Genomic DNA, 25,514 nt, shown 5'->3' with positions numbered 1-25,514 from the left:
CTTAAAAAGTAAATGTGTTACAATTTGGACTAAAATCCAAATTAATTTAGATGCATGAAATCCTTTTTCGCAAGTAATTCATCATCACTTTCACGATATTCTGGATCATCTACACAACAATCAACGGGGCAAACAGCTGCGCATTGAGGCTCATCATGAAAACCAACACATTCTGTACATTTATCTGTAACTATGTAATAAACGTCCATGTCTTTTGGCTCGAAATTATCATCTGCCTGAACATCATCGCCACTTAAAGTTGTAATCAATCCTTTCAATGACGTGCCATCCGCATACGTCCACTCAGCTCCACCTTCGTAGATTGCATTGTTTGGACATTCCGGTTCGCATGCACCACAGTTGATGCATTCGTCTGTTATCATGATTGCCATAATTGACTCTTTTTTGTGCAAATATACGCAGGTCTAAGATTTATCCATTGAAATAGTTGAAAAAAATAACGAATTTCTCTCAGAGGAATTAATTTTGTACCGTGGAAAGAAAAGCAATCATAGAAGTTTTTGGTCAACTTAGAAAATCATTAAATGCTGTAATAGCAAACGATGAATGGCCTGGTTACACTTGTGGATTAACAGAAGAAGAGTTTTTGAGCTTCAAAAAGATGATCAATAAAGAGTTTCAATTAAATCCGTGGTTTACGAAAGAAAACTGCTTAAAAGCTTTAGGTGGAATTGTTCATTTATTGGATAATGAATCACTTACGACATTTTCTGAAAATTATCAGTTTACAAGTAAACCTAAATTGGTAGCACTAATAATGGCAGGGAATATTCCTTTTGTTGGGTTTCATGATTTGCTTTGCACACTACTTACTGGAAATAAAGCGCTTTGTAAGTTAAGCAGTTCAGATTCTAGGGTTCCTCTAAGAATAATCCAATGGTTAATTCAGTGGAATCCTGAGTTGAAAGAATATATTCAAGTTTCAATAGGGCCAATTAAAAATTACGATGCAGTAATTGCAACTGGAAGCAACAATAGTATTGCTCAATTTGAAACCTACTTTGGACATATCCCACATTTGTTTCGAAAAAACAGAACATCGATTGCTTTGTTGGACGGCACAGAAACAGACGATGAGTTAAAAGCGTTAAGTTCTGATTGTTTTGATTTTTTTGGAATGGGATGCCGAAATGCGTCCAAATTATACCTTCCTACAGGATTTAATTTGAATCGCATTTTTGAAAATTTTCTCGATCAGCAACATTTGATTAATCATCACAAATACGGTAACAACTACGATTACAATCGCACGATTTTTCTAATGAATCAAATTCCATTTTTAGATAACAACGTTTTTATGTTGAAGGAAGATGAAGGGATCCATGCTCCGCTTTCTGTCATTTATTATGAATTTTATACAAATCAGGAAGAGATATTAGCAAAAATTGAAGGAATGAAAGACGAATTACAAGCAATTGTTGGTCACGGGTTTATTCCTTTTGGTAAAGCACAAGCTCCAGATATTTCCGATTTTGCTGACGGAGTGGATACCTGTAGTTGGTTGAATTCGCTGAGTTAATCAGAGTTCAAAAAGTTCAAAAGTTAAATGGTTCAAATCAAGATCTTGCGAATCCTGGGGTTTTCTTTTTATTGAATGTTTAAACCTTTAAACTTGCCATTAGGCAGAGTTATTAACAATGACATTTAGAGTTTTCAACATTTTTTGTAACCAAGTCGCTACTTTTACGTATTCTAAACAGTAATTCAAAGCATTTTGAGATAATGAAAAGTTTAGCAATTGTAGGAATCGGGTTCTCGTTCTTCTCTTTTGGTGGTGAAATTCAAGCTAAAACGAGTCAAACGGATTATGTGAATTTATGGTCTAATGTTGCCGTTGAGCAAATGATTATACATCGGATACCAGCGAGTATCACATTGGCACAAGGACTTTTAGAAAGTGGTAATGGAAATTCCCCTTTGGCTGTTGAGGCAAATAATCATTTTGGAATTAAATGCAGTGATTGGACAGGAGAAAAAATCTATTTTGATGATGATGCAAAAGGTGAATGTTTTCGGAAATATCCAACGGCTACAGATTCATACAACGATCACAGTTTGTTTTTAACAAAGAAACCGCGTTACGCAGGTTTGTTTCAATTCCCCACAGATGATTATAAATCATGGGCGAAAGGATTGAAAAAAGCAGGATATGCAACACATCCAGAATACGCAGAGAAGCTAATTGATTTAATAGAACGTTTGAAATTGTATGAATACGATGACAAGACGGCACCTGCCAATCAAGGAACTGAATTGCTCGCTACTGCTGTAAAAGATTCGAAAGACTCAAAAGTAAAGCCAAAAACATCTTCTACAAAGGAAACGAATTCTTCGATGAAAATAGATGAGTCTTGCTTGAAGTATCAAGCGCATATTGCCAAAGAAAATAAAAATGATGTCAAATATATTCTTGCAAGAAAAGGGGATACCTATTATAAAATTGCGAAAGAATATGACTTAGCAATGTGGCAAATGTATAAGTACAACAATTTCGTTGACAAAAAAGATTTACTGGAAGAAGGGGATATTGTTTATCTGGAACCCAAAAGAAATCGATCTCGAACAAAAGGAGCGACATTTGTAGCAAAAAAGGATATAACATTGATTGAAGTTTCTCAAAATGAAGGAATCAAATTAAAAAAATTGGTTAAGATGAATGGTTTTACATCTGATAAAGTAACTGTCCAAAAAGGACAAAAAATCCTTCTTCGTTAGGCAAATTGTTTGCGTTGAAGTTTATTGTTGTTGTTTGTGAAAGGTTGTGTTATGCAACCTTTTTTTATTACTAGGATTTCAACTGAAATTTTTCAAAGCAACTAGTAAAGAAGGGTTTTAAGTTCTAAAAATCTTTTTAAAAAAACAACTAGGATTGAAACATTTCGTTAAATTTGAAAAACTCCTGTTATTATGAAGCCTTCAAATGAGCTCTATAAGCTAATTAAGTCATTAACAAAATCTGAGAAGCGATTTTTTAAACTTTCATCTGCTCTTCAATCAGGTGAAAAGAACTATTTGAAAATCTTTGATTTTATTGAAAAACAAGGAGCTTACAAAGAAGAGGAGTTAAAGGACTTTTTTCAAGATGAAACCTTTGTGAAGCATTTGCCTTCAGAAAAAAACCACCTTTATCGATTGATACTTAAGAGTTTAAGAGTGTATTATTCAGAGCAATCGGCATCAAGTATACTCAAACAAGAATTAAAAAACGTAGAAATATTATACAATAAAGCACTTTACAAAGAGTGTGAGAAATTTGTTCAGAGGGCCAAAAATTTAGCTGTCGAACACGAAGAGTTTTATTATTGGTACGAATTAATTTCTTGGGAAAAGAAGCTATTAGAAGCGGCATATGAGGATGGTGAATTTACAAGAAACTTGGATGATATTATTACGGAAGAAGAGGCTGTCATTGCAAAACTCAGAAACCTTGCTGAATATCAAGTTATTTATTCTAAAATCAATTTAATATTCCGTTCAGGAGGGTTTACTCGAAATATTGATGAGCGAAAAATTGTAGATGACATTGCTGATTATCACCTGATTAAAGGTAAAAATACTGCTCTTTCAACAAGAGCTTCTTCTATGTGTTATTATATCAAAGGTTTATGTGCCGCAACAAATAGAAATTATGAAGATAGCTTTCAGTTTTTCAATCGAACGAAAGATATCTTGGATAATAATCCATTCATAAAAGAAGATTTGGGGCAACGTTATATCTTGACGCTTTCACATTTATTGAGGTGTTATATTGATAATAAACAATTTAAAGAAGCATCAAATACCATTCAAGAAATTCGATCATTAGAAGGAACAAAAGGGTTCAATTCAATGGATTTATCTTTGAGAATCTTTACAATCTCTTACAACGGTGAATTTGCCTTAAATAATGCAACTGGAAATTTTGAAGCTTCATCTAAATTGGGGGAAGAAGTGCGTGCGAAACTGCGCGATTTTGATGATAAGATTTCAAAAGAGCAGAATATTCTTTTTAGCTATAATCAAGCGTATACTTATTTTGGGGTAGGCGATTATAAAAAGGCTTTATCCACTTTGAATGAAGTATTAAATGACAACGAACAACGTTTAAGACAAGATATTTATAGTTTTGCTCGAATTTTCAACTTGATTATTCATTTAGAATTGGAAAATTATGATTTCTTAGAATATGTCATAAAATCGACTAATCGCTACTTGAGTAAACATGATCGAGATTACGAGATTGAGAATGTAGTGATTAAGCATTTGAGAAAATTAGCAAAGACCATGAGCGCGACTCAGCGGAATGAGGTGTTTTTGAAAATGAAAACTGAAGTTGCTGAATTAATGAAAGATCAACAAGAACGAGTTATTCTTGATTACTTTCATCTTCCAGCTTGGATTGATTCGAAATTAGATAAATTGGATTTCTCCAAATCAATTAACAATTACAACAATCATTTATAATCAAACTTATATTGCATACCGATGTTGAATGTCATATTAGTGATATCCAATTCGGTTCTGCTTTCGTAAAATGCTTTGTAAACACTTGATTGCATCAAATATCGTACAGATGCATTGAAATACACGCGATTTACACGAATGCCTAATCCACCGCTAAATGTTTGGTTGTAGTTTTTTCCGTAAGTACGCATGAGTGTATCTCCTTTTGGGTAATACCCATATCCTGCCCTTATGAAGAAGGTGTTTTGAATTGCCCATTCTCCACCAATACGAATATTTAAAGCATCAACTAGTTGGTCTTTAATCACTTGGTTTTCATACGCATAATTATATGGAACGTACGCTTCATCATTGGTTGTTTTTAATCTTCCCCAACCATAATTTAGGTATTCTAAATCAATATTGATACATCCGTTGTCTCCAAAAATTAATCCTAGTGATCCGACAAGTTTTGTTGGTGTCCAAATGCGGTATTTGTATTTATCAGCTGGGACATAGGCTGGATCGACCGAATTCACTCCGTAACTGTGAACGGCCTGCATGTTTGCTGTGTATTCGTCAGTTAATTGATAAAATGTAGGGGTATGTAATGCAATCCCTAATCGTAAAAAGTCTGTAGGTAAAAAAATCGCTCCAAGTTTTACATTTAAGCCGCCACCTTTCGTTTTATAATCGTATTGATAAACAAAAGAGCGCATTGTTTCGACTGCCGTATCGACCGCAGTTTCTTTATGAATGATGGATTCTGAGAAGTTGATTGTATTATAAGAAACGGATGCTCCAAAATAGATTTTATCAAGATAATTGGCACTCAATGCAACGTACCACTCATTGATTCCACCTTTATTTAAAACGGTTCGATTGTGAATTACATTTCCTTGATTACTTAAGCTTGGGGTGTAGTAATATTGCCCATTGTCAAGCGTATCATTGATTGCGTATGTTATCCATGCCAATGAAGAAGTATATGGTTGTTGGTTGTATAAATCGAGTGGATCTATTCCGTACGCGTTATTTGAAAAGACATCTAATAATGACGCTAATTGCTGGCCACTATAATTAAATGAGTTGTTGAAGTTAGCAACTCGATTCAGCCCAAAGGAAATTTGAGTATAGATCAATCCAGAATTTGAACTTGAAACATCACTAACAACTGTGGCTGCAATATTAGGAACACGAACATTGAAATCAGTGAAGTTAGATGAATTGCTATTGAAATTAGTTTTAGTTTGAACATTCGTACTGCTCAAGCCAAAAGAAAATGAGCTAACTGATGAGCGACCAAACCCCGCAGGATTTATACCAATGCAACCACTTTCAGCTCCGAGCGCTCCAAATGAACCACCCATAGCATCAAATCTAGCAGATCCTTGCACATAAGTGTTCGATAACCTATACACATCTACTTCATTCTGTCCGAACGCAAAAAAGGCTCCCGTAAAAACCGAAGCCATAATTAATTTATTTATCATTCTTTTTTATCTATCTTCTTCCACCTGCTCTTCCACCGCCACCACTAGGTGTGCTAACATTTCCACCACCACCGCCACTTCTAATTGTGGGTGAACTTGATCTAGTAGGAGTGGAGTTATTATTCGAGGGTGTGTTAATTGTTCTTACTGGAGTATTGCTTCTATTTACTGAAGGTGTCGTATTTGGAGTTCTAGGATTATTAATTCCTTGCTGATCCATACTTCCTTGTGTATTTGTAACAGTGGGTCTAGAAACCGACCCAGGTCTTACTGCTGCATTTCTTCTAGAAGAACTAACGGGTTGCGTTGTTCCGCTATTAACTGCGGGTCCGTTATTAGAACGTGTTGTAAGAACTCTTCCAGCGCGCTCAGTATTGTTTCCAGGAGCGATTGCTGATTTGTGTGGGTAAATTACAGCACCGTTATTTGCTGATGAGCGACCACCACCAGATAGTCCTGCACTCATGTTCGAATTACGATTTCCTGTATTGGGTTTACTTGAAGGTGTCCCCCAAGATCCATTGTTGTAATTCGGGGAGTAATATCCATTATTGAATCCATTTTCATAACTGTATCCATAAGGGTCGTGCCCGAAATAGGGGCTGTAAGGGTTATACGGATTGTATGGGTTGTGGTAGTTGTAATATCCTCCTGCATAAGGATTGTTTCCATAATAAGGGGAATAACCCAAACCAAAATGAGGTGTCACAAACATTCCTTGATTCCCATATCCTAAATAACTGTTCCCGTAGCCATAATAGCCGATTCCTTGCATGGAACTGTAAGGAGAGTATCCATAAAATCGATATTGATTGTAATAACCATTATCATAAAATTGTCTGGGAGAAACGTAAGCTACTTGCTCTGTTTTTTCTATTTGTTCTTTCTTCGCAACATAAGTAGCGTAATCGGTAACGTCGTTCAAATCTGTTCCTAAGGGCATGATGGGTGTTCTTGTATTGTAAACATCATCTTGCATAAAATGCTCAGATGTACCGCAACTAACTAACATCGTTGTAAGACCTACAGAAATACCAAATTTTAGCGAGTTTTTCATGACTAAAAGATTTTAACTTTCACTAAGGTAGCTGATTTATTTCTAATTTTACGAGATTATTTTTAATTTTTAACACAACTCAAAATGTCACAGAAGTACGCTACTCGCGCAGAAGATTATTCTAAGTGGTATAACGATTTGATTTCAAGAGCAGACCTTGCGGAACACTCGGATGTCAAAGGAATGATGGTTATAAAGCCCTATGGTTATGCTATTTGGGAAAACATGCGTGATATCTTAGATGCTAAATTCAAAGAAACAGGTCATCAAAATGCGTATTTCCCGTTATTAATACCCAAAAGTTACTTGAGTAAAGAAGCTTCTCATATTGAAGGTTTTGCAAAAGAATGCGCTGTTGTTACTCACTATCGCTTAATGAGCGATCCAAATGGAGGTGGAGTTATTGTTGATCCATCAGCAAAATTGGAGGAAGAATTAATTGTACGACCTACTTCTGAGACTATCATTTGGAACTCGTATAAAAAATGGATTCAATCTTACCGTGATTTACCGATATTGATTAACCAATGGGCGAATGTTGTTCGATGGGAAATGAAAACACGTTTGTTTTTGCGCACTTCCGAGTTTTTATGGCAAGAAGGTCATACTGCTCATGCTACAAAAGAAGAGGCAATTAAAGAGACTGAACAAATGCTAGATGTTTATGCTGAATTTGCGGAGACTTACATGGCGATGCCCGTAATTAAGGGTCATAAAACAGAGAGTGAGCGTTTTGCAGGTGCTGATGATACCTATTGCATTGAATCAATGATGCAAGATGGAAAAGCTTTACAAGCTGGAACTTCTCATTTCTTAGGACAGAACTTCGCTAAGGCTTTTGACGTGAAGTACAGCGATGCTCAAGGGAAATTAGAATACGTTTGGGCAACTTCTTGGGGAGTTTCGACCCGATTGATGGGCGCTTTAATTATGACTCATTCGGATGATGAAGGATTGGTTTTACCTCCAGCTTTAGCTCCAATTCAAGTGGTGATTGTTCCGATTTACAGAACAGATGAAGAATTGCAATTAATCAATGATGCTGTTGCCAAAATAACTGCTGAATTGAAGGATTTGAAGGTGAAAGTAAAATACGATTCAGACGATCAGAAACGTCCAGGATGGAAGTTTGCGGAGCATGAAGCAAAAGGTGTTCCGGTGCGCTTGGCAATTGGCCCAAGAGATTTAGCAAATGGTGTAGTGGAGATTGCTCGTAGAGATACAAAAGAGAAATATGCGATGAATATTGATAATATTGGTCATTCAATTGTAGAATTGTTAGCTGATATTCAATCGAATTTATTCCAAAGAGCGATTCAATTCCGAAAAGAGAACATGCATGAAGTAGATACTTATGAAGAGTTCAAGACACAACTCGAAAAAGTCGGCGGATTTTACTTAGCTCATTGGGATGGAACAAAAGAAACTGAAGCAAAAATTAAAGAAGAGACGAAAGCAACAATTCGCTGTATTCCTATCGGCATTCCTTCGGAAACAGGGAGATGTATGGTGACAGGAGCCCCTTCGAAAGGAAGGGTTGTTTTCGCCAAAGCATATTAGTGAATTAAAAATTATGAATATTAAATTCAAAAAGTAGTATTGAGAAAGGAGGCTGGATAGATTCTTAGTCTCCTTTTTTTTTCATTTTGAATTTTTCATTTTGAATTAACACGTTATGGAAGAATCACGCAAGGTAATACAAGCAATCCTGGAACAAAAGGCAGGATTGAAACAAGATATTTTCCAAGATACTAAGAATCATTTTGAGCGATTTAAAAAGCATCTACTGGAAGAAATTGGAGCGTTAAGACTACTTGTTGAAGATAGCCGAATTAGACTGCATGTTGAGTATAAAGGTGAGTTTCAAATTCAAGTATATATCGGAAGTGATGTGCTTGTTTTTCAAATGCATACAAACGTTTTTAAACTTCCAGATGAGCACCCGTTATGGCAAACGGATTATTTGAAAGAAGACAAATCAAGAGGGTATTATGGAATTATCAATATCTACAATTTCTTAGCAGAGTCTTATCTGAAAAATCGCTCGAATGATGTGGGGTATTTGATTGGTCGTGTGTTCATCAATAAAGACGAACATTTCATGGTTGAAGGAAAGGGACAATTAGGGTTCTTATTTCGTGATTTTACAAATTCAGTGCTTACAGATTCAATTTTGACACACATTATTCAGGTTTCATTTGCGTATGCTTTAGAGTTTGACTTGTTAACTCCACCTTATGAAATTGTTTCGAAAGTGACCGTTTTTCAAATGCATGAGATGGAAGCGAGCAGTCAAATGTCGACAGGTAAAAGGCTGGGTTTCAAATTTGAAGCAGAAGATCGAGATATTTTTTAGAAAAAAAAGCACGTTACCTATTGCAAATAGCAAAATTCCAGCTATATTTGCACTCCGAAATTAAAAAACGGCCCATTCGTCTAACGGTTAGGACATGCGGTTTTCATCCGTAAAATAGGAGTTCGATTCTCCTATGGGCTACAAAAAAAAGAAAAGACCGTTTATTCGGTTATGGCCCATTCGTCTAGTGGTTAGGACGCCAGGTTTTCATCCTGGTAACAGGAGTTCGATTCTCCTATGGGCTACAAAATTTAGTTTGTAATAACACAAAAAAATGGCAAATCATAAGTCAGCACAAAAACGAATCCGTTCTAACGATGTTAAACGTTTGCGTAACAAGTATCAACACAAAACAACGCGTAATGCGGTACGTAAACTTCGTTCTTTGAAAGATAAGAAAGAAGCAAGCGAATTGTTGCCACTTGTTTCTTCTATGTTGGATAAATTAGCGAAACGCAACATCATTCACAAGAATAAAGCTGCAAACTTGAAATCAGGTTTGATGCTTTCAGTGAATAAATTATAAGAATTTTCATTAGAAATTGAAAAGGTCTTGTTTGCCATTGGCGATAAGACCTTTTTGTGTTTAATAAAGTTTCGTGAAAAAATGGATTTTGTTTTTACTCGTCACGTCCTTCTGTCAGCTATATAGCTTGGCACAATCCCCCTTTGGAAATTATTTTCAAGATTCATTAAAGCCAGGACATCGTATCTCAGGAAAACTAGATTCCGTAGATGTAAACCTTGCGAGCTATCAGCATACCTTGCCAGGCGACTTTAACCCATTTCAATATCAATTCTCCTTTTCAGATTTAAGCACCAAATGGCTAAAGCTTCCTGTAAGAAGATTTTCTTCTATTCCCCATATTGCATTTGAATATTCTATGGGTTCTAAATTGGCTCAATTTGGACGGATTTCCTATACTCATGCCTTAGACTCAAACACGTTTATTCAACTCGATTACATTAGAAATAGCTCAGCTGGTAATTTAAGGAACTCGAACTTCGAAAGAAATACGGTTGAACTTTCTTTGATGCATCGATCTAGATATTACGGAACTATTTTAGACCTCTCCTTTTATGGAAACAACGCGAATTTTAGTGATGGATTGATTGGAGACAGTATTCAAGAAGGATTTGCACTCAATTTTCAGGAAGTTCAGAAATCAAATGCAGGAAATAAAACAAAAGAGTTTTATGCTGATTGGAAGAATTATATTTCTTTCACCAAAGATTCTCTTCAGAAGATTGGACTGGTTTTACAACCGCGTTTAGACATTAAAAATCAACGATATTTTGAAAGAGACACGCTGAAGGGTATTTATGGTTTTTACAATTACGATTCTGCAAATACTTACGATTATTGGCAAGTTTCATCCCTGAAATTGAACGGAGGATTATTCTACAAAGTTAGAAACCTGAATATTGAAGCAGGTGTTGGTGCGCGTTATTGGGATTATGACAATTTAAAAATTCATCAAGATACCACAGAAGCTTACGGATTTGCAGCGGTCGATTTTAATTCGAAAGGATATTATTTTAGAGGATCAGCAAATTACACGTTGATTGGTGCAAAAGGAGAAACAAGTATTTTAGCGCATGCGAAAAAAGCATTTTCAAAGAATGTTTTTTCTGTTTCAGGTGGATTATCCCGCCAATATCCAGAGATTTATCAGCGAACATTTTACGGTAACACATTAAACTATTCTTGGGAGACCAAAATTTTGGGGACTCGAACAACTGGGAATTTAAATTGGCAAAACAAAAACCGAATTATTCCATTCTTTGTTCAAGGAACTGTTGAAGCAAATTCCAAAATGCCAGTTTTCATTCAAAATAAATGGAGACAGGATACACTTACAACACTAAATGTCTATGGAATTCAAGTTGGATTTGAATATTTATTCAAAAAATTATTGATTCAATCGAGAGTTAGTTACCGAGAAAGTACAGGCAGTTTGTTGCCAAATTGGTTGATTTCAGGTAGAATTGCATACAATGGAGGTTTATTCAAAGCAAAGAAACTGAAAACAGTTACAGGAATTGAAGTTGGATACATTAGTGCTTATAGTTTATTGGATTTCACTCCGATGAGTAATTCTTATAGTTTGATTGCTACTGGAAGAGAATTTAATCCGATGATGAAATTGCATTTCTTCAGTCAATTTGATTTGGGATATTTCAGATGGTTTATTCGTGTTGAAAATATTGAACAAACATTTGTGAAACCAACCAATTTTGAAGGATTAGGATATCCGGTAACACCACTTCAACTTCGGTTTGGTGTTTCTTGGGATTTCTTTAATTAAACCAGCTGTTTAATTAAGTTTAAAAAGTTTAAAGACTCAATAGGTTTAAATTTTTGGACTCTTCAAACATTTCAACCTTTTGAACGTACCATTGAGGATAAGTTAGCGCCTCAATTCGTTTATATCCAAGAAACCTTTCCTATATTTGAACACCAAAAAAACATTCATGGGATTATTAGATAATAAAATTGTTTTAATTACTGGAGCTTCCAGAGGAATTGGTAAATCAATTGCTGAGGAATGTGTGAAGCAAGGAGCAAAAGTGGCGTTTACCTATTTGTCTTCAGAAGAAAAAGCACGTGCTTTGGAGACTGAACTGACTGCAAATGGAGGAGAGGCAGTAGGATTTAAATCGGATGCTGCAAATTTCGATCAAGCACAAAAGTTGGTGGATGATGTAGTTGCTAAGTTTGGAACTATTGATGTTCTTGTGAACAACGCAGGAATCACTCGTGATACACTTTTAATGCGCATGACTGAAGAGCAATGGGACGAAGTAATGAACACGAACTTGAAATCTGCGTTTAACTTAACAAAAGCGGTTCAACGCCCAATGTTGAAAGCACGTTCTGGATCAATTATCAATATGTCTTCAGTAGTTGGTGTGAGTGGAAATGCTGGACAATCGAATTATGCTGCTTCTAAAGCTGGTTTAATTGGATTTACAAAATCAATTGCTCAAGAGTTAGGTTCAAGAAGTATTCGTTGCAATGCAATTGCTCCAGGGTTTATTGAAACTGAAATGACTGCTGCTTTGGATCAAAAAGTAGTGGAGGAGTGGAGAAATTCAATTCCATTGAAAAGAGGTGGTCAGCCAATTGATGTGGCAAATGCAGTAGTTTTCTTAGCTTCAGATATGTCTACGTATGTTACAGGACAAACCATTCACGTGTGTGGAGGAATGCTTATGTAATAAGCATTGCGAAGGAATATTGATATCATTCAAAACTATATAAAAACAAAAATCCCCGATTCGTTTGAATCGGGGATTTTTTATGCGTTATTTTTAGAACTTCCTTTTGAAAATAGTCCAAGAAACTTTCGTAGCAAGTCGTAATAAAGTGCCACAATCATTAAAACGGTCATTCCCCAAAGAACGAGAATGTTTGCAAGGAAAGTACTCATTGGAATTCCAAACCAATATTTCTTACTCGTGTAGAACGGAGCATTCAGCAAACGCGTGTTTTTAGGATCAATGTAAATCGGATCGTCTTTTTGAAGCAATTCATCATCTGTAACGATGATTTTTTGTACTTCCGTTCGGTTCGTTACTAAATCCTGTAAACTTTCATTGACATTTTGTGCCTGAGAAGCCTCAAAATGCTTCTCACCAACTTTTAGAACAAGTTTATCTAGCTCCTCTGTTGTTTCGTTGTAATTGATATTGTATTGCTTTTTAAGCATTTCCAAGAAGGAACCAATATTGAATTGTACTTCCTGCACAGATGTTTTGCCTTTTTGTAATTTATTCAATCCTTCAATACAATCCTTACATTCCAAATTGTCCCAAATCGAAACTTCTTTTTCTACTTCGTTTGTGAGGATTCTTTTCGCTTTTTCAAAGTCTTTTTCATTCGATTTTTTATCCGCTAAAATCGTCAATTGGTTTTTCATTTCGGGAATCCAATAATCTCTTTTCCAGCTTGCGTTACTTTGTTTTTGGTGCAATTTGAATTGACCTTCTTCATGTGCGTTTTCCGTTGATTGAACAACCGCTAAAGCTTCATAAGCCCACCTTGATGCCATTGCATTACCAACCCAAGGAACTTCATTGTTAGATGAAATGATTGGGTGTAATTTATCGAATTTCACAATTACTCCAGAGAAAATCAATTGAGGAATAATTAATAGAGGAACGATGATGTAAATTACTTTCGCTGAATTAAATGCACTTGAGATGTTTAGGCCAAGTACATTTGCCATACAGGAAGTCGAGAATAAAATAACCCAGTATTCCCACCACAAACCATGAATTTCGAGAATTAAGTTTCCAATAAACACGAAACATGCTGTTTGAATAGCAGAAACCATAAACATGATCAAAATCTTCGACCACAAGTAAGAACCTAATGATAAATTCAAGAAACTTTCTCGTTTCAATATTTTCTTGTCTTTGATGATTTCCTCTGCAGCAACAGTAAGACCTAAGAAAAGTGCAACAACAACAGAAATAAACAAGTATTGGGGGATGTTTTCATTTTGATAAAAGACGTAATCCTGATTTCCTTTTCCATCTGAATTAAAAAACTTTACGAAGAAAGAGAGGATTGCTGCCAAAACAGGAGCTTCAAGCATATTGATAAACATGTATTGTTTATTTGCCAATTTACTCAACACATCCCGTAGGAAGAAAACTTTGAATTGTCTGAGTTTATTTGCTATTCTTGAGGTTCCCTTAACTGGCTCAATAATTTCCTCAATATCCGACGTTTTGAAATTCGATAAATAACGCTCGTTCCATTCACGAGGAGTTACTTTTCGAACCTTTGTTTGATTTCCGTATTCATCTACCACTTTCGATTCAATGATATTGAAAATCTGTTCCGGATTTACGTTACCACAAATCGGGCATTCACGCTCATTGGCATTTACGTGATGAACATGAGTTTTGAAATAAACAACAGCATCAATTGGATTTCCATCAAAAATAGGATATCCACCTTGATCTAAAATCATCAGTTTATCAAACATCTTAAAAATGTCTGATGAAGGTTGATGAATTACAACAAAAATCAACTTGCCTTTCAATGCTAATTCCTTCAACATATCCATAATGTTTTCAGAATCCCGTGAAGACAAACCAGATGTTGGCTCATCCACAAACATCACTGCAGGCTGACGAATCAATTCGAGTGCAATATTTAATCGTTTTCGTTGTCCTCCAGAAATTGTTTTCTCAAGTGGGCTTCCAACTTTTAGGTTCTTTGCTTCTCCTAATCCAATATCAGAAAGCAAATCAAGTACTTTCTTCTTTAGTTGTTGTTCCGAAAGATCATTGAAACACAATTTTGCATTGAAATATAAATTTTGGAATACGGTTAATTCCTCTATAAGTAGATCATCTTGCGAAACAAAACCGATAACCCCTTCTAATTTCGATTTTTCACGGTGTAAATCAACTCCATTTATTGTTACAGCTCCATGAGATGGAATGTAATTTCCATTCAAGACATTCAAGAAAGTGGATTTCCCAGCACCAGAACCTCCCATCACACCAATTAACTTTCCAGATTGCTCCATGAAATTAATTTCGTGCAAACCAATTTTACCACTATTGAAATGGAATTGTAAATGGTCTACTTTGAAGGTTATTTTCTCTTGATTTGCATCATTTAAAAAGCGAGAAATAACATCACTGTAATAAATTGGCGTTGATTTATTGGTACGAAGAGAAGACCCTTGATTTAAGATATGTCTTCGTTCATTGGAAACAATTTGACCGTTTAGAATCAACTCGTCTTGACCGAAATATTTAAAGAATAAAATATTAACACTTTCTAGGCGAATTACTAGAATGGAACCTTCTAATCCATCTACTTTTATTTGTTTGGCATTTTTCAGATCAATTGTCTGATCATTCACATACATGAAATGATCATCATCCATAATTGTTCTAGAATTCGACTCAATGAATGATTTTAATTGAAGATATTCAAAGTTCGGAATGTTGAATGATTCAGAAACGGTGTGTACGAATTCTTGTTCTTGTTCGTGAACTTGGTCGTTTGCATGGATAAAGTCAAAAATTCGCAACAAAACGATCATTTTTTGACGTTGAGTCAACTCCTCATTGATTTGTGCACAAATTCGAAGAACCTTTACTGAATTTACAGAAGTTCTTTTCCGTTGGCCATCTTTTTTAGCAGATCCTTGGTGGTGAACCAATAAAAACTCATCAAATAATTGAATGTACTTTTGGAGTAATTCATCATTTAATTCAGTACGTAAAAATGCTTCTACAATTCGTCGTCCATTAGAACTTTCAATGGCTTCACTTGTTGGGTCTGTAACTTCATCAACCTTCGCGATAATCGCGAATAACTGCATTAGAGCGCGGAGTATGCGTTCACTCATGCTATCTTCCTATTTAAAAATGAGTACTAAAATATTAACGTTTAAAACCAATCATCATCACAGCACAACCTGTGATTTTTTTATCCATGTCTAACTCGGTTTCAATGATAACAGGAATTGTTATGGGAACTTTGAAATCCCAATAACTTGAGTTTTTATATTTTCTATTGGAAAAGATGATGTTTCCTTGTAAATCTTTTACTGTAAAAATAACGTATTCATCATCTGTTCCTGCTGTAGCAGCAATTCGATAAGTTGTACCTCCGAAAAAAGTAGTTTTGAACTCTGCTTTTTCGCGGTCTAAAAACGCGGTGTAGACTTGTCCATCAGAAACGAAATTCTTTTCTTTTCCTTTTAAAAGGACTTCACAATCCTTTACCAATGTTTCACAATCTTGAGCTTTTACTCCGAATCCAACGAACAAAGTAAAAATGGAATATAGCGCTAATTTTTTCATAGTGATAAGTATTATTCGATTACTTTTCCTCGAATTGATTCGATTTTTTGATTGATAAAATTCAAGATATTTGTATCAATTGAAACAACTGTTTTGTGTTTTAAAGTCGTTGTTTTCGTTTTTGCGTTTGTCACAGGAGGTAAAAACTCATAGTTAATTGAAATTTGATCGAAATAGAATTTCAAATCTTTCATGTCCTTAATTAATTCATCCCATTCGCCTTTTTTGTTGTAATCAGATAACAATTCGATAATTGTGTTCAATGTTTCTGTTTGTTCTGCAATACGATCTAAAATTTTCTGATTAGAATGTTCTTTATTGATATTACAAGCCAGATACATGGATTCAATCCAGCCACCAACTAAAATAAGTGCTGAAACATGTTTACGGTTATTTGATTTTAAGAAATTATCCGATTTTTTGAATGCATCTGAAACAATAATCATCATCGAATCTTTATTCGTAGAGTTTTTCTCAAAGCGAGACATGAAATCTTTGTCAAAAGCACCTTCTAAACCAAGTTTACTCGTTAATTTTTCAATAGTTGAAAGATATTTTAGAGCAATACTATTTTGCTTGTAAATAGAAACATATCCTAAGTCAGTTCCATAAACACCTAAATTCAATGCTTTTTGATACTCCGAGGTGTAATCTCCCACTTTATCTAAATCATTGAGTAAGAATTCATTGTAAGGCGAATTCGATTCTTCTAAAAGCACCGCCATCTGCATAGGAGAAGGAATACTGAAAATTTTGTCATCGAACTTTGCATTCAAAGAACTATTCGGATCAATAACCTCTTTGCTTATTTCAGGCTTCTTTTCCTCCTCTGAACCACAAGAGCTTATCATAAGTACAATCCCAGTACTTAGTGTGAAAGTAGTTAATAGCTTATTCATAAGTCGCAATTATTTCTCGTTAACATACAGACGAAAATATACAAAAAAATGTTAACAGAACTTGGTTGTTGATAAATGTGAAATAGAATTGTTTAAATCATGTGTTTGAATGAATAGTTCTAGATTCTAATTAAATTTGCGGGAAGATAAATCCACTTTAAAAAATAGTGATGTGCAGGTTTTGATTTTTAACTGCAAAGACTAGAAAAAAGTGAAGTTTTCGATTTATCAATACTATTAAAAAAATCTTCATTCTGACACATAAAAAGAGATATCATGAATATTCGTCCAAGAAGAAATCGCAAAAATTCGGCAATCCGAGCAATGGTTGAGGAGACTCAATTAGGTCCTCAGCACTTAATCTACCCTCTTTTTTTGTTCGATGGAAAAAATGTAAAGGATGAAGTGAAATCGCTTCCTGGAAATTATCGTTGGAGTTTAGACACCTTGATTCCCGAATTCGAAAAATGGATGGAGTTAGGAATTCGAACGTTTGATTTATTTCCTGCTGTTGATGAAATGCTGAAGGATCAGATGGGAAGCTATAGTTATGCAGATGAAAATTTCTATCTGCATGCAATTCGTGCCTTAAAAGAACGATTTCCAGAAGCTGTTTTAATGTCAGACGTGGCACTCGATCCGTATTCTTCTGACGGACATGATGGAGTTGTTGTTGATGGAAAAATCGTAAATGATCTCACATTGCCCATTTTGGCTAAAATGTCGGTTGCCCAAGCACAAGCTGGAATTGATATTATTGGACCTTCAGATATGATGGATGGTCGAGTAGGTGTGATTCGCGAAGCTTTAGATGATACTGGTTTTACAGATGTTTCGATTATGTCATACACTGCAAAATACGCCAGTGCTTTTTACGGGCCATTTCGAGATGCGTTGAATTCTGCGCCAAAAAGTGGAGATAAAAAAACGTATCAGATGAATCCAGCAAATAAGCGTGAAGCGTTGATTGAAGCCCAGTTGGATATCGCCGAAGGAGCAGATTTTATTATGGTAAAACCCGCTTTGTGCTATTTGGACATCATTCACTTATTGAAAGATAATTTCGCAACACCAATTACTGCTTACAACGTAAGTGGAGAATGTGCAATGGTTCATGCAGCAGCAAAAAACGGGTGGTTGGATTATGACAGAGCCGTTATGGAAATGTTGTTGAGCATTCGAAGAGCGGGTGCAGATGGAATTTTGACATATTTTGCTCCAGATGCGGCGAGGATGATGAAGAGATAGATTGAAAATGCAGTTCTAATATTAAAGCGAATCTATTTTATTTTATGAATTAGTGAGTCTACTTTAAAATAGACCACTATTCATCGTACACATATTTATTTGTTCTCAACGAATACCAATTGAATCTGCACAGGATGTTTTTAATTGGTATTCAAATTAGTATATTTACTTTCAAATATTAACTCAAAATCTATTAACATGAAATTAAAAATGATTTTTATGTCGGTTGCATTTTTGCTAGTTGCAAATATCGCAAGCGCTTTCACAATTCGTTATTACAACAAAGATTCGAAAAGCTACACGATGGAAGTTCGTTCGAATGGTTCAACGCAAAAAATTGAATTCAGTAGTTCTACAACAAGTTCTGCTTCTGTTCAAACAAGTGCTGGAGAAGTTGAAATCAAAACTTCTTGTGGTTGGGTGAAAGTAAAAGACAGCTCAAAAATTGTAATCAAAGATGGTTGTATTACTATTGAGTAATTCCACGAATAAAAAAATAATTGAAATCCTGTTTTACTTCGGTAGATCAGGATTTTTTAATATTCAACACATTACCCAAGTTCAATTGAAAGAATCGAATCAAAAACAAAATATTTTTCAAAACAGCTTGTTTTCTAAATAATTGCTCTACATTTGCTTCATGAAAATGACAACATTCTTACATCAACATCATCATTGTTTGCTCAGCTAAGCGCTTTGGTGAGATGATTGTATATCTATAAAATCTTTAACCCGCTTGGTTTTCAAGTGGGTTTTTTGTTGTCTTTTTGTTTCCAAAACTCTTTTGAAAGTCAGGCTCTAATTTAAAACATGAAACGTTTAATTATTGCTTTACAAAAATCAGGTCGACTCCAAGAAGGTTCTTTGGAACTATTGAAAGAATGTGGCTTAAAAGTGGATTACCGCAATGGACAGCTCAAAGTCTTTACTTCAGATTATCCAGCTGAATTACTATTCTTGAGAAATAGTGATATTCCTCAATATGTGGCAGATGGAGTAGTTGATTTGGGAATTGTAGGTTCAAATCTATTGGAAGAAGATGAAACTCCCATAGAAATCGTTCAAGCACTCAATTTTTCGAAGTGTCGCGTTTCTTTTGCTGTTCCGAAGACTTCAAACATTCAAACTGCACAAGATTTACACGAAAAACGCATTGCTACATCTTATCCCAATTCGGTGCGAAAATACTTATTGAAAGAAGGGATTACAGCTGATATTCATACCATTTCGGGTTCTGTGGAAATTGCTCCATCTCTAGACTTAGCAGATGCCATTGCAGACATTGTTTCAACAGGAAACACCTTGTTTCAGAATAATTTAAGGGAAGTTTTTCCATTTTTATATTCGGAAGCTGTTTTAATCAAAGGCAAAAATTTCAATTCGGAGAAACAGGCTTTGTTGGATGAATTGGTATTCCGAATTCAATCGGTTTTGGCAGGAAATGAAAACAAGTATATTCTTCTAAATGCTCCTGAAGGTGAATTGGAAACCATTTGCAAAATTCTCCCTGGAATGAAAAGCCCAACTATTTTACCATTAGCAATTGAAGGATGGATGAGTGTTCATTCTGTTGTAAAGCAAAAGGAAGTTTGGCAAATTGTGCAACAATTAAAGACGGCAGGAGCTGAAGGAATATTGGTTTGTCCCATCGAAAAAATGGTTTCTTAGTCATGAAAGTCCTGATAAATCCCAGTCAGTTGGAACTAACACTTGCACTGAATCGTCCAAAGTTAGAATCCACGAATCTTGAATCCATAATTTCGGATATTTTTACTCAGGTTGAATCCGACAAGGACAAAGCGTTGAAAGCATTGACACTTCAATTTGATCAGGTTTCAATTACTGATTTAGCAGTTTCTAAACCTGAATTTGATGAAGCCAATCAATTGGTTTCATTTGAGTTGAAAGAAGCCATTCAAGTTGCAGCTCAAAATATTGAACGTTTTCATCGATCTCAGGAAAACAAGGAGTATGAAGTAGAAACCTCTCCAGGAGTGGTTTGTTGGAGAAAATCCCTCCCCATTCAACGAGTTGGTTTGTATGTTCCAGGAGGAACCGCGCCTTTGTTTTCGACGGTTTTAATGCTTGGAATTCCTGCTAAAATTGCAGGAAGTAGCATCAGATATTTGTGTACTCCTCCAAATAGAGAAGGAAAAATCCATCCTGCGATTTTATTTGCAGCTAAAATGGCAGGAATTGAAACTGTTTATAAAGTTGGCGGAGCACAGGCAATTGCAGCTATGAGTTTTGGAACAGAATCTATTCCAAAAGCTGATAAAATATTTGGTCCAGGAAATCAATACGTAACAGCAGCGAAGCAATATGCACAGCGTTTAGGAATTGCAATCGATATGCCAGCTGGGCCTTCAGAAGTGCTTGTGGCGGCAGATAATTCGATTCCTGCATCGTTTGTGGCAGCGGATTTATTGGCTCAAGCAGAGCACGGAACAGATTCACAAGTGATTTTTCTCAGTGATCAAATCTTATTCGTGGATGAAGTTCTCACTGAAATAGAGAAGCAACTTGCAATTCTCCCAAGAGCCGGAATTGCTAGGGAAGCTATGAAAGCGAGTACTGCAATTGTTGTTGAAGCTGAAAACTGGTCTGAAATCATCAATTCATATGCTCCAGAACACTTGATAATTATGGGGAAATATGAAGAACTTGTGTTGAAAAAAGTAATCAATGCTGGAAGTGTTTTTATTGGAAAAAATACAGCTGAGAGTTTTGGCGATTATGCCTCTGGAACCAATCATACTTTGCCTACTTCTGGATTTGCACGATCGTATAGTGGGGTATCTTTGGATTCCTTCGTAAAGAAAATTACGTATCAAAAAGTAAGTGATGAAGGAATCCGAAATTTAGCGCAAACTGTTATTACAATGGCTGAAGCCGAAGAACTGCAAGGACATGCAAATGCGGTGAAAGTACGCTTAGAATATGCTTCATCGATAAGAGAACAGCAAACCTCCGATTCAGTTTCTAAAATCCAAACATTTATTCGAAATGATTTCCGAGATGTAAAATCGTACAGTTCTGCTCGTGATGAATTTGAAGGTTTGGGAGAAGTATTTTTGGATGCCAATGAAAATGGATTGGTGACGGCTTACAATCGGTATCCAGATCCTTTGCAGTTTGAATTGAAATCAGAAATATCAATTGCAAAGAATGTTCCAAGTGAAAACATCTTCCTCGGAAATGGTTCGGATGAAGTGCTGGACTTGATTTTCAGACTCACAGCAACTCCTTTTTTAGATTCGGCAGCATACTTGAATCCTTCCTATGGAATGTATCCAGTGCTTGCAAAAGTAAATGGAGTACGAACTATTCCTATCAATTTAGATTCTAAATTTAATATTTCAGTTTCTGAAATATTGTCTCAGGCTAATGGTTCAAAATTGCTAGTCATTTGTAATCCAAACAATCCAACAGGTGGAATCATATGCAAAACGAAAATCTTAGAAATTGTAAAAGAATTCAATGGAGTTGTTGTCATTGATGAAGCTTACATTGATTTTTGCACCTCAAATTCGGTGGTTGATGAAGTGAATAATTATCCCAATTTGATTGTCGTTCAAACGCTTTCTAAGGCTTATGGAATGGCTGGGTTAAGAATTGGAATGGCAATTGCTTCAAGTGAATGGATTACGGCTCTAAACTCCATTAAACCACCTTATAATTTAAGTTCGTTGGTTCAAAAAACAGCAATAAATGAATTGAAATCTATCAATTGGAAAGCTATTAAAACGGGAATTATTAACGAAAGAGAACGTTTGATAAGTTTTTTAAAGTCGAATAAAAAAGTGATAGAAGTGTTTCCAACAGAAGCCAACTTCATCTTATTCCGAATTCCAAATGCGACAGAAATTTACAACAAGCTCATTAAAAAGGGAGTAATTGTTAGAAATCGAAGCACACAATACAATTGTGCAGATACCCTGAGAGTGAGTGTAGGTACAAAAATAGAAAATGACAAATTCATTCAAATGATGCAAAAATTATGAAAAAGAAAGTAATCTTTATTGACCGAGATGGGACAATCATCAAAGAACCTAAAGGGTATCAAATTGATTCATTCTCCAAATTGTCGTTTTTAGAAGGTGTTATTTCAGCTTTAAAAACAATTGTTTCTTGGAAAGAATACGAATTAGTTTTAGTCACAAATCAAGATGGATTGGGAACAGGAGCTTTTCCTTATGAAGAATTCATTGGTCCACACCAATTGATGTTAGATGTATTAGCGAGCGAAGGAATTGTGTTTTCAGAGGAATTCATTGACTGTTCTTTTCCAGAAGAGAATTCACCAAATCGAAAACCACGAACTGGATTGCTCACGAAATATTTCTCCGAGGAATACGATCTGGAAAATTCTTTTGTGATTGGTGATCGCTGGACAGATGTAGAATTAGCGAAAAATTTAGGTTGTAAAGCCTTCTTGATCTCAGTACAAGAAATCGAAGTTGGCTCTGAAATAAGTGTTTCAAAAGAAGAATTGGAAAACATTATTCAGCGAAAAGTAGCAAACTGGAATGATTTGGTTGCTGATTTAAGATTGGGTGTTCGAAAAGTTAATATCCGTAGGAAGACTGCTGAAACAGATTGCTCTATTGTACTTGATTTGGATGGAGCTGGAATATCAAAAATTCAAACAGGAATTGATTTCTTCGATCATATGTTGGATCAGATTGCTCGTCATGGTCAGTTGGATTTGGATTTAACAATGAATGGAGATTTGAATATTGATGAACACCATACGATAGAAGATACTGCTCTCACACTTGGTCAGGCTATTGACAAAGCCTTGGGTTCAAAAAGAGGAATTGAGCGGTACGGATTTTCATTACCGATGGACGATTGTTTTGCCACTTGCGCCATTGATTTTGGGGGAAGGTCAGAATTGATTTGGGATGTTGAATTGAAACGAGAATTTGTTGGGAAACTACCCACTGAAATGGTAAAACATTTTTTTAAATCATTCTGTTTTACAGCGCGTTGCAATATCTATATTCAAGCAATAGGTGAAAATGAGCACCACAAAGTGGAATCCATATTCAAAGCTTTTGCAAAGGCAATTTTAATAGCAAAACGCAGATATGGAGATTTGGACATTCTACCAACAACAAAAAACGAATTGTAATGAAAGTAGTGATTATTGATTACGGAGCGGGGAACATTTTTTCTGTGCAACAAGCATTCAAGCGATTGGGAATTGAAGCTACTTTGAGTAATGAAGAAGCAGAGATTCGGACTGCAACACATGTTATTTTCCCAGGAGTTGGTCATGCTAAAAGTGCTATGGAGCAATTGAAATCAACTGGTCTAGATAAAATGATTCCAACTTTAAAGCAACCTGTCTTGGGAATATGTTTGGGAATGCAACTCATGTGTGGATGGAATGAGGAAGGAAATTTAGATGGATTGGGAATTTTTCAAGCCCGCATTCAGTTAATCAAATCCCAATTTCCAGATTATCCTATACCTCACATGGGTTGGAATGATGTACAACTAAACGGAAAATCCGAAACATTCTATTTCGTACACAGTTATGTAGCCGAAATATGTGAAGAGACATCAGGAATTACATCTTATCCAACTCCGTTTTCTGCAGCATTGAAGAAAGATAACTTTTATGGCGTACAATTTCACCCAGAAAAAAGTGGAGTAGCAGGAGAAAATTTATTAAATCAATTTTTAGCAGAATGATAGCAATACCAGCAATAGATATTATTGATAATCAAATAGTCCGTTTGTTTCAAGGCGACTATCAGCAACAAACAAATTATTCCTTGAAGCCGCTTGAATATGCAAGAGAAATTGCTGCGAATGGATTGGACTATTTACACTTGGTAGATCTTTCGGGTGCCAAAGTTGGACAAATTGTGCATCGGGAACTACTAGCTGAGATTGTTTCGAAAACAACCTTGAAAGTGGACTTTGGAGGAGGTGTAAAAACCAATAAAGACGTGAAGAAATTACTTCAATTGGGTGCAAATCAGGTTGTAATAGGAAGCTTATGCGTGAAAGAACCGGAAACAGTAGTTTCTTGGATAAAAGAATTTGGCATAAATCAATTTATATTGGCTTTGGATACTGATGGCACAAACCTGAAAATCAATGGATGGCAAGATGAAGCTGGAATCACTTTGGAAGCAAACATGAAGTACTTTGAGCAATTTGATGAATTAACCATTCTAACAACAGATATTCGAAAAGATGGCACGGGAAATGGCCCAAGCACGAATCTGTACAAAGAGCTCATTCAAAAATTTCCGAATCAACGTTGGATTGCAAGTGGTGGAGTGGAATCATTGTCAGATCTTGAAGAACTCCGAGAAGCGGGCTGTTATGGCTGCGTAATTGGGAAAGCTCTGCTGGATGGGAAAATCACTTTAAAAGAACTAAAAGATTTTAACGATGCAAGTATATAAGCGAATTATTCCTTGTTTGGATGTTCAAAATGGAAGAACAGTAAAAGGAATCCAATTTGAATCGATACGCGATGCTGGAGATCCAGTTCAATTGGCAAAATTTTACGCCGAACAAGGAGCAGATGAACTGGTCTTATTGGATATTTCTGCAACGAATGAAGAACGGGCCACTTTTATTCCAATTGTGGAAGCTGTTGCAGCTCAGGTGAATATTCCTTTCACGGTAGGAGGAGGAATCTCATCCGTCGAAGCTGCAAGGAATTTACTACGAAGCGGAGCAGACAAAATTTCAGTGAATTCGTCAGCAGTTAAAAGACCCGAATTAATTTCGGAATTGGCTGAAGCATTTGGAAATCAATGTGTGGTGGTAGCAATTGATATTCGGAAAGTAGAAAGTGGCTGGACAGTTCACACACATGGAGGAAAGCAAGATACAGGAATTGATGCGTTAAAATGGGCGGAAGATGCAGTTCTTCGAGGAGCTGGAGAATTGTTAATTACTTCTATGGATGGAGATGGAACAAAAAAAGGTTTCGCGCTGGATTTTTATCAGGAAATAGAACAATTGGTTTCTGTTCCAATTATTGCCTCTGGAGGAGCAGGAACAATTGAGCATTTTGAGGAATTGTTTTCGAAAACAGGTATTACAGGTGGATTGGCTGCCAGTATTTTTCACTTTAGTGAAATTTCAATTCCAGAATTGAAAAAAGGATTGAGCAAAAAAGTAAGAATTAGGAACTGATTAAAAAA

22 protein-coding genes and 2 tRNA genes are annotated in these 25,514 nt (G+C 35.6%); 18 read left to right on the top strand and 6 right to left on the bottom strand.

Annotated features, from left to right (window positions below; all coding sequences use genetic code 11):
- Nucleotides 1-41: 41 nt before the first annotated feature.
- Nucleotides 42-392, bottom strand: coding sequence for a 4Fe-4S dicluster domain-containing protein (locus FLUTA_RS17830; RefSeq protein ID WP_013688305.1), 351 nt, complete (start codon nucleotides 390-392; stop codon nucleotides 42-44).
- 101 nt (nucleotides 393-493) lie between these two features.
- Between FLUTA_RS17830 and FLUTA_RS17825 the strand changes: the two genes are divergently transcribed.
- The 3 genes from FLUTA_RS17825 (at nucleotide 494) to FLUTA_RS17815 (ending at nucleotide 4,464) form a co-directional block, all read left to right on the top strand.
- On the top strand, nucleotides 494-1,540 hold the full coding sequence (locus FLUTA_RS17825; protein WP_013688304.1) for an acyl-CoA reductase: 1,047 nt from the start codon (nucleotides 494-496) through the stop codon (nucleotides 1,538-1,540).
- A gap of 203 nt (nucleotides 1,541-1,743) precedes the next feature.
- Nucleotides 1,744-2,736: a glucosaminidase domain-containing protein gene (locus FLUTA_RS17820; RefSeq protein WP_013688303.1), complete on the top strand. Its 993-nt coding sequence runs from the start codon at nucleotides 1,744-1,746 to the stop codon at nucleotides 2,734-2,736.
- Nucleotides 2,737-2,928: 192 nt separating this feature from the next.
- Nucleotides 2,929-4,464: a hypothetical protein gene (locus tag FLUTA_RS17815; protein WP_013688302.1), complete on the top strand. Its 1,536-nt coding sequence runs from the start codon at nucleotides 2,929-2,931 to the stop codon at nucleotides 4,462-4,464.
- Here FLUTA_RS17815 and FLUTA_RS17810 read toward each other — a convergent pair.
- Both FLUTA_RS17810 and FLUTA_RS17805 read right to left on the bottom strand, forming a co-directional pair.
- On the bottom strand, nucleotides 4,455-5,936 hold the full coding sequence (locus FLUTA_RS17810; RefSeq protein WP_148235468.1) for a hypothetical protein: 1,482 nt from the start codon (nucleotides 5,934-5,936) through the stop codon (nucleotides 4,455-4,457). The genes FLUTA_RS17815 and FLUTA_RS17810 overlap by 10 nt on opposite strands.
- A 10-nt stretch (nucleotides 5,937-5,946) precedes the next feature.
- Nucleotides 5,947-6,993: a hypothetical protein gene (locus FLUTA_RS17805; protein WP_013688300.1), complete on the bottom strand. Its 1,047-nt coding sequence runs from the start codon at nucleotides 6,991-6,993 to the stop codon at nucleotides 5,947-5,949.
- Nucleotides 6,994-7,077: 84 nt separating this feature from the next.
- Between FLUTA_RS17805 and proS the strand changes: the two genes are divergently transcribed.
- The 7 genes from proS (at nucleotide 7,078) to fabG (ending at nucleotide 12,571) form a co-directional block, all read left to right on the top strand.
- The gene (gene proS, locus FLUTA_RS17800; RefSeq protein ID WP_013688299.1) at nucleotides 7,078-8,553 is read left to right on the top strand and encodes a proline--tRNA ligase; all 1,476 of its coding nucleotides are present in this window, start codon (nucleotides 7,078-7,080) and stop codon (nucleotides 8,551-8,553) included.
- Nucleotides 8,554-8,668: 115 nt separating this feature from the next.
- Nucleotides 8,669-9,349: a hypothetical protein gene (locus FLUTA_RS17795; protein ID WP_013688298.1), complete on the top strand. Its 681-nt coding sequence runs from the start codon at nucleotides 8,669-8,671 to the stop codon at nucleotides 9,347-9,349.
- A 69-nt stretch (nucleotides 9,350-9,418) separates the two neighbouring features.
- Nucleotides 9,419-9,490: transfer RNA gene (locus FLUTA_RS17790), tRNA-Glu, on the top strand.
- Between the two features lie 32 nt (nucleotides 9,491-9,522).
- Nucleotides 9,523-9,594, top strand: a tRNA-Glu gene (locus FLUTA_RS17785).
- A gap of 29 nt (nucleotides 9,595-9,623) precedes the next feature.
- Nucleotides 9,624-9,875, top strand: coding sequence for a 30S ribosomal protein S20 (gene rpsT / locus FLUTA_RS17780; RefSeq protein WP_013688297.1), 252 nt, complete (start codon nucleotides 9,624-9,626; stop codon nucleotides 9,873-9,875).
- A 73-nt stretch (nucleotides 9,876-9,948) separates the two neighbouring features.
- On the top strand, nucleotides 9,949-11,658 hold the full coding sequence (locus FLUTA_RS17775) for a putative porin (RefSeq protein ID WP_013688296.1): 1,710 nt from the start codon (nucleotides 9,949-9,951) through the stop codon (nucleotides 11,656-11,658).
- Between the two features lie 166 nt (nucleotides 11,659-11,824).
- Nucleotides 11,825-12,571: a 3-oxoacyl-[acyl-carrier-protein] reductase gene (gene fabG / locus FLUTA_RS17770; RefSeq protein ID WP_013688295.1), complete on the top strand. Its 747-nt coding sequence runs from the start codon at nucleotides 11,825-11,827 to the stop codon at nucleotides 12,569-12,571.
- Between the two features lie 80 nt (nucleotides 12,572-12,651).
- On the opposite strand, the gene FLUTA_RS17765 is transcribed toward fabG, so the two are convergent.
- From FLUTA_RS17765 to FLUTA_RS17755, 3 genes are read right to left on the bottom strand one after another with little or no spacing between them, the layout of a single operon-like run.
- On the bottom strand, nucleotides 12,652-15,732 hold the full coding sequence (locus FLUTA_RS17765) for an ATP-binding cassette domain-containing protein (protein ID WP_013688294.1): 3,081 nt from the start codon (nucleotides 15,730-15,732) through the stop codon (nucleotides 12,652-12,654).
- 34 nt (nucleotides 15,733-15,766) lie between these two features.
- On the bottom strand, nucleotides 15,767-16,189 hold the full coding sequence (locus FLUTA_RS17760) for a hypothetical protein (protein WP_013688293.1): 423 nt from the start codon (nucleotides 16,187-16,189) through the stop codon (nucleotides 15,767-15,769).
- An 11-nt stretch (nucleotides 16,190-16,200) separates the two neighbouring features.
- Complete coding sequence (locus FLUTA_RS17755) at nucleotides 16,201-17,088, bottom strand: hypothetical protein (RefSeq protein ID WP_013688292.1); 888 nt, start codon at nucleotides 17,086-17,088, stop codon at nucleotides 16,201-16,203.
- A 276-nt stretch (nucleotides 17,089-17,364) separates the two neighbouring features.
- On the opposite strand from FLUTA_RS17755, the gene hemB reads away from it, so the two are divergent.
- The 8 genes from hemB to hisF all read left to right on the top strand — a co-directional run bounded on the left by hemB (nucleotide 17,365) and on the right by hisF (nucleotide 25,506).
- Nucleotides 17,365-18,336 carry a porphobilinogen synthase gene (gene hemB, locus FLUTA_RS17750; protein ID WP_013688291.1) on the top strand — a complete coding sequence of 324 codons (972 nt, stop codon included), beginning with the start codon at nucleotides 17,365-17,367 and terminating at the stop codon, nucleotides 18,334-18,336.
- A 198-nt stretch (nucleotides 18,337-18,534) separates the two neighbouring features.
- On the top strand, nucleotides 18,535-18,816 hold the full coding sequence (locus FLUTA_RS17745) for a hypothetical protein (RefSeq protein WP_148235467.1): 282 nt from the start codon (nucleotides 18,535-18,537) through the stop codon (nucleotides 18,814-18,816).
- Nucleotides 18,817-19,146: 330 nt separating this feature from the next.
- Nucleotides 19,147-20,004, top strand: coding sequence for an ATP phosphoribosyltransferase (gene hisG / locus FLUTA_RS17740; protein WP_013688289.1), 858 nt, complete (start codon nucleotides 19,147-19,149; stop codon nucleotides 20,002-20,004).
- A gap of 2 nt (nucleotides 20,005-20,006) precedes the next feature.
- Nucleotides 20,007-22,340 (top strand): histidinol dehydrogenase, encoded by a 2,334-nt coding sequence (gene hisD, locus FLUTA_RS21690; protein ID WP_013688288.1) that lies wholly within the window; start codon nucleotides 20,007-20,009, stop codon nucleotides 22,338-22,340.
- Nucleotides 22,337-23,473, top strand: a complete 1,137-nt coding sequence (hisB, locus tag FLUTA_RS17730; protein ID WP_013688287.1) for a bifunctional histidinol-phosphatase/imidazoleglycerol-phosphate dehydratase HisB — start codon at nucleotides 22,337-22,339, stop codon at nucleotides 23,471-23,473. The genes hisD and hisB overlap by 4 nt, the downstream gene beginning before the upstream one ends.
- Nucleotides 23,473-24,039 carry an imidazole glycerol phosphate synthase subunit HisH gene (gene hisH / locus FLUTA_RS17725; RefSeq protein ID WP_013688286.1) on the top strand — a complete coding sequence of 189 codons (567 nt, stop codon included), beginning with the start codon at nucleotides 23,473-23,475 and terminating at the stop codon, nucleotides 24,037-24,039. The genes hisB and hisH overlap by 1 nt, the downstream gene beginning before the upstream one ends.
- Complete coding sequence (gene hisA / locus FLUTA_RS17720; protein ID WP_013688285.1) at nucleotides 24,036-24,764, top strand: 1-(5-phosphoribosyl)-5-[(5-phosphoribosylamino)methylideneamino]imidazole-4-carboxamide isomerase; 729 nt, start codon at nucleotides 24,036-24,038, stop codon at nucleotides 24,762-24,764. The genes hisH and hisA overlap by 4 nt, the downstream gene beginning before the upstream one ends.
- Complete coding sequence (hisF, locus tag FLUTA_RS17715) at nucleotides 24,751-25,506, top strand: imidazole glycerol phosphate synthase subunit HisF (protein ID WP_013688284.1); 756 nt, start codon at nucleotides 24,751-24,753, stop codon at nucleotides 25,504-25,506. The genes hisA and hisF overlap by 14 nt, the downstream gene beginning before the upstream one ends.
- Nucleotides 25,507-25,514: the final 8 nt, after the last annotated feature.

Origin of the sequence: Fluviicola taffensis DSM 16823 (genome assembly GCF_000194605.1) — a bacterium.
Lineage (GTDB): Bacteria > Bacteroidota > Bacteroidia > Flavobacteriales_D > Crocinitomicaceae > Fluviicola > Fluviicola taffensis.
This window is presented reverse-complemented; position numbering and strand designations above follow the sequence as displayed.